Origin of the sequence: Pseudonocardia sp. (assembly GCF_025965585.1) — a bacterium.
Classification (GTDB): Bacteria; Actinomycetota; Actinomycetes; order Mycobacteriales; family Pseudonocardiaceae; genus Pseudonocardia.
This window is the reverse complement of the sequence record NZ_JAOPWR010000552.1, coordinates 1-5,067: the sequence shown is the minus strand read 5'-3', so window position 1 is coordinate 5,067 and position 5,067 is coordinate 1. Positions and strand designations below refer to the sequence as shown.

At 73.4% G+C, this 5,067-nt stretch carries 3 protein-coding genes and 1 pseudogene; 3 read left to right on the top strand and 1 reads right to left on the bottom strand.

What is annotated here, in order from left to right:
- The 3 genes from JWR81_RS34045 to JWR81_RS34035 all read left to right on the top strand — a co-directional run.
- A partial coding sequence (locus tag JWR81_RS34045; RefSeq protein WP_297662191.1) for an AAA family ATPase occupies positions 1–2,736 on the top strand: 2,736 nt, incomplete at its 5' end.
- 309 nt (positions 2,737–3,045) lie between these two features.
- Entirely contained in the window at positions 3,046–4,311 is a 1,266-nt protein-coding gene (locus JWR81_RS34040) for a cytochrome P450 (RefSeq protein WP_297662189.1), read from the top strand.
- A 41-nt stretch (positions 4,312–4,352) separates the two neighbouring features.
- Positions 4,353–4,553, top strand: a complete 201-nt coding sequence (locus JWR81_RS34035; protein ID WP_297662187.1) for a ferredoxin — start codon at positions 4,353–4,355, stop codon at positions 4,551–4,553.
- 313 nt (positions 4,554–4,866) lie between these two features.
- On the opposite strand, the pseudogene JWR81_RS34030 reads toward JWR81_RS34035, so the two are convergent.
- Positions 4,867–4,968, bottom strand: a pseudogene (locus JWR81_RS34030) (hypothetical protein); the annotation flags it as partial.
- Positions 4,969–5,067: the final 99 nt, after the last annotated feature.

The window sequence follows — 5,067 nt, the reverse complement described above, 5'->3', positions numbered from 1 at the left end:
GGTCGGCGCCGCGAGTGCGAGGCGCTGGACCGACTGGTGGACCGGGTCCGGGCCGGTCAGAGCTCGGTGCTGGTCCTTCACGGCGAGCCCGGAGCCGGTAAGACCGCCCTGTTGGACTACCTGCGCGCGCGGGCGGCGGGCTGCCGCATCGCCCAGGTCGGCGGCGTGGAGTCGGAGATGGAGCTCGCGTTCGCCGGGCTGCACCAGCTGTGCGCACCGATGCTCGAGCGGCTGGACCGCCTACCGGGCCCGCAGTGTGAGGCGCTCGGCGCCGCGTTCGGGCTCTGCGAAGGGGCCGCCCCGGACCGGTTCCTGGTCGGCCTGGCGGTCCTGACCTTGCTGTCCGAGGCGGCGACCGAGCAGCCGCTGGTCTGCCTGGTCGACGACGCGCAGTGGCTCGATCGGGCGTCGGCGCAGGCCCTGGCGTTCGCGGCGCGCCGCGTGCTGGCCGACCCTGTCGCCCTGGTGTTCGCGGTGCGGGAGCCCAGCGACGACCGCGAGCTGAGCGACCTGCCGCAGCTGGTGGTCGAGGGGCTCGGTGACAACGATGCCCGCCTGTTGTTGGCGTCGGCGCTCCACGGGCGGCTGGACGAGCGGGTACGGGACCAGATCATCGCCGAGACCCACGGCAACCCGCTCGCCCTGCTGGAACTGCCCGGGGGCTTGACCCCGGCGGAGCTGGCCGGCGGCTTCGGGTTCCCGGACCCGCGGCCCCTGGCGAGTCGGATCGAGCACAGCTTCGTGCGGCGGCTTCAGTCGCTCCCGGATCAGACACGGCGGCTTCTGCTCACGGCGGCCGCGGACCCGTCAGGCGATGTGACTGTGCTGTGGCGGGCGGCCGAGCGACTGGGGATCGGCGCCGACGCCGCGGCACTCGCGGAGGAGGCGGGGCTGATCGAGGTCGGGGCCCGGGTGCGGTTCCGTCACCAGCTGATGCGCTCGGCGGTCTACCGGGCTGCCTCCTTGCGCGACCGTCAGCAGGTGCATCGCGCGCTGGCCGAGGTGACCGACCCGGACAGTGATCCCGATCGCCGAGCGTGGCACCGGGCGCACGCGGTGGTCGGGTCCGACGAGGCGGTGGCGGGCGAGCTGGAGCGCTCGGCGGACCGGGCGCAGGCCCGCGGCGGTGTCGCGGCGGCCGCCGCGTTCCTGGAGCGGGCGACCGAGCTCACGCCCGATCCCACCCGGCGGTCCGCGCGGGCGCTCGCCGCGGCGCAGGCCAAGTTCGAGGCCGGCGCACCGGACACGGCCTCCGAGCTGCTCGCGACCGCGGAGCTGGGCCCGCTCGACGAGCTTCAGCGCGCTCGGCTGGAGCGGCTGCGCGCCGAGATCGCGTTCGCCCAAAGGCGCGGCCGCGACGCTCCCCCGTTGCTGCTCAAGGCCGCCGAACGCCTCGCACCTCTCGACGTCGCGCTGGCGCGGGAGACCTACCTCGAAGCGCTCTCGACCGCGATCTTCACCGGCCGCTTCGGCAGCGGCAGCGGGGTGGCCGAGGCCGCCGAGGCCGCCCGCGCCGCGCCGCCGGCACGGCAGCCGCCACGGGCTATCGACCTGCTGCTGGATGGTCTGGCGACGCGGTTCACCCAGGGCTACGCGGCAGCCGTGCCCCCGCTCCAACAAGCGCTGCAGGCGTTTCGCCGACAGGATGACGGTGGCGATCTCGACCTGCGCTGGTATGGACTGGCGTGCCTCATCGCGCCGGATCTGTGGGACGACGAGGCTTGGTACGAGCTGACCGCCCGCCAGGTCCGGCTCGCGCGCAAGGCGGGCGCGCTCACCATCCTTCCCCTCGCGCTGAGCTACCGCGCCGGTGTGCACGTGAGCGCCGGGGAGTTCGCCGTCGCGGCGGCGCTGCTCGACGAGGCGGATTCGATCACGCAGGTGACCGGTAATGCGCCCCTCGGATACATCTCGCCATGGCTCGCCGCCTGGCGTGGCCAGCATGCCCGAGCAGCGGAGCTGATCGACGCCGGTGTCCAGGACGCGACCCTCAGGGGCGAGGGCCTGCCGATCACGATCGCGGACTATGCGGCCGCGGTGCTGGACAACGGTCTCGGCCGCTACGAAGCGGCCCTCGCCGCCGCCCAACGGGCATGTGAGTACGAGGATCTGAGTGTCTTCGGATGGGCCCTCATCGAGTTGGTCGAGGCGGGCGCCCGCAGCGGCCGCCCCGAGGTGGCCGCCGACGCCCTGCGGCGGCTGGACGAACGCACCCGCGCCAGCGGCACCCAGTGGGCCCTGGGCATCCAAGCCCGCTCCCGCGCCCTGCTCAGCGACGGCCCGGCCGCCGAGGACCTCTACCGGGAGGCCATCGAGCGGCTGGCCCGCCCCGGCAGCGCGGTGTATCGCGCCCGCGCGCGCCTGCTGTACGGCGAATGGCTGCGCCGGGAGAACCGCCGGCTGGACGCCCGCGAGCAACTGCGCGCCGCCCACGCCACGTTCCGCCGCAGCGGGGCCGAGGCGTTCGCCGAGCGCGCCCGCCGCGAGCTGCTGGCCACCGGCGAGACGGTGCGCAAACCCGCGGCCCAGACGGCCGCGGAGCTCACCGCGCAGGAGGCGCAGATCGCTCGCCTGGCCCGCGACGGGCAGACGAACCGTGAGATCGGCGCCCAGCTGTTCCTCAGCCCCCGCACCGTTGAGTGGCACCTGCGCAAGGTGTTCACCAAGCTCGACATCAGCTCCCGTCGACAGCTCCGAGAAGCACTCCCCCACCCCGGACCGGCCGTGCCGGAGTAGCCGGCCCAACCCCCCGCCGTGCGCTCACCGTCCGGCGGCGGGGGCGCTCAGCCCGCCGGTCTGCCGGTGCCCGGTTCGGGCGAGCCAGGGATCGAACCCGGGTCCTACCCGGGGGCGACCCGCCTGCGTCGGTACGAGAGTGAACCCGTCGGCGCGACCGACGCTGCTGTCGGCGCAGGGAGTGCTCCGATGTCGGTCCAGATCTCGGTCGTCCCTCGAGGCCGCCGCGCAGCAGCTCGCCGACGCGAGCTCGACACCCCTGCTCGAACAAACGCCAGGTAATGGAACCGCATCCGGTGGAGGCGAACAATGACCACGACAGCGACGAACCCGACAGTCGGGGCTCCGGTCGACATTCCCGAGTATCCGATGCCGCGGGCGGCCGGCTGCCCGTTCGATCCGCCGCCGGCCCTGCGGGCGTTGCAGGCGCAAGCGCCGATCACCCAGGTCCGGCTGTGGGACGGCAGCACCCCGTGGCTGGTCACCCGCTACGCCGACCAGCGCGCCCTGCTGGCCGACCCGCGGATCAGCTCCGACACCACGGCTCGTGGCTACCCGCACGTCAGTGCCGGGCTGCGGGAACGCCGCACGACGGCGCGGACCTTCATCAACATGGACGACCCCGAGCACGCCCGGCTGCGCCGGATGGTGACCGCGACGTTCGCCATCAAACGGGTCGAGACGCTGCGCCCGGCGATCCAACAGATCGTGGACGACTTGATCGACCAGATGCTGGCCGGTCCCACCCCGGTCGACCTGGTGCAGGCGTTCGCCCTGCCCGTGCCCTCGCTGGTGATCTGCCACCTGCTCGGGGTGCCTTACGCCGACCACGACTTCTTCCAGCACACCAGCAAGCTGCTGATCAACCGGGGCACCCCGCCGGAGGTGGCCCGGCACGCCCAGGACACCCTCAACGACTATCTGGACGGCCTGATCACCGACAAGCTCGCCCACCCCACCGACGACCTCCTCTCCCGGCTGGCCCACCAGCAGGTCCGCACCAGGCAGCTGACCCAGCGCGAGCTGGCCAGGATGGCAAGCCTGCTGCTCGTGGCCGGCCACGAGACCACCGCGAACATGATCGCGCTGGGCACACTGGCCCTGCTACAACACCCCGACCAGCTCACCAAGGTGCGCGCCACCACCGACCCCGCGGTGATCCGCGCCGCGGTCGAGGAGCTGCTGCGCTACCTCAGCATCGTCCACATGGGTCGGCGCCGGGTCGCGCTCGCCGACGTTGAGATCGGCGGCCAGCTCGTCCACGCCGGCGACGGCGTCGTCCTGGCCACCGAGGCGGGCAACCGCGACGAGCAGGCCTTCGCCGACCCCGACGCCCTGGACCTGGACCGCGACGCCCGCGCACACGTCGCCTTCGGGTTCGGGGTGCACCAATGCCTGGGCCAACCCCTGGCCAGGGTGGAACTGCAGGTCGTCTACGGCACCCTCTACCGGCGCATCCCCACCCTCCGGCTGGGCGCCGACCTCGCCGACATCCCGTTCAAACACGACTCGGGCGTCTACGGCGTCTACGAACTGCCCGTCACCTGGTCGACCCACCGTGCGGAAACACCCTGAACCCACCGCGAGAACCCAGAGAGAACCATCGAGGAAACGCCATGCGAGTGATCGTGGACCAAGGCAAGTGCGTCGGCTCGGGACAGTGTGTGCTGTCCACGGCGCAGGTGTTCGACCAGCGCGACGAGGACGGCATCGTCACGCTGCTCGACGACAACCCACCGCCCGAGCTGCACCAGGCGGTCCGGCAGGCGGCCGCGGTCTGCCCGGCCCTGGCCATCACCGTGCTGGACGAGCCGTGAGCGGGCCCCGACCCACATGGTGGCCCCGGGGTGATGCTTGGTGTCGACCGTGGCCACCCCGGCGGGGCCGAGCACGACGTGGTCGACGTCGGCGCCCTGGTCGCCGACCGGGACCGCGTGCAGCACGTTCCGGCGTCGGGCGGTCGGTCAGCCGGGCCCTCGGGTCGGTCAGCCGGCGCAGGTGGCGGGCGGTGATCCGCTCCCCTGCCGAGGTCGGTGCCCGCGCGGTACGCGGCCAGCACCGCGTGGAACTCCTCCGCCCACCCCGCGGGCACCGTGCAGGACAGCCCAGTTCGGCGCGGGCACCGCGGTCCACGAACCCGGAGGCGGGGGTGATGGCCATCAGCCCGGCAACGGCACCGGGGGCGGCGCCCAGCGTGGTGGGGTGCCCGGTGCGGACCTGCTCGACCAGCAGCCGGTCCTCACCACGACCGGAGGCACCGGTCGGACCAGACCGAGGTACGCCGCCGGGCGGGGGTGGCCTTTACTGGTCACGTGCCCGGCCGCCAGGACC

Coding starts and splice junctions, on each gene's coding strand:
- JWR81_RS34040 (WP_297662189.1), top strand. CDS start 3,046: ATGACCACGACAGCGACGAACCCGACAGTCGGGGCTCCGGTCGACATT.
- JWR81_RS34035 (WP_297662187.1), top strand. CDS start 4,353: ATGCGAGTGATCGTGGACCAAGGCAAGTGCGTCGGCTCGGGACAGTGT.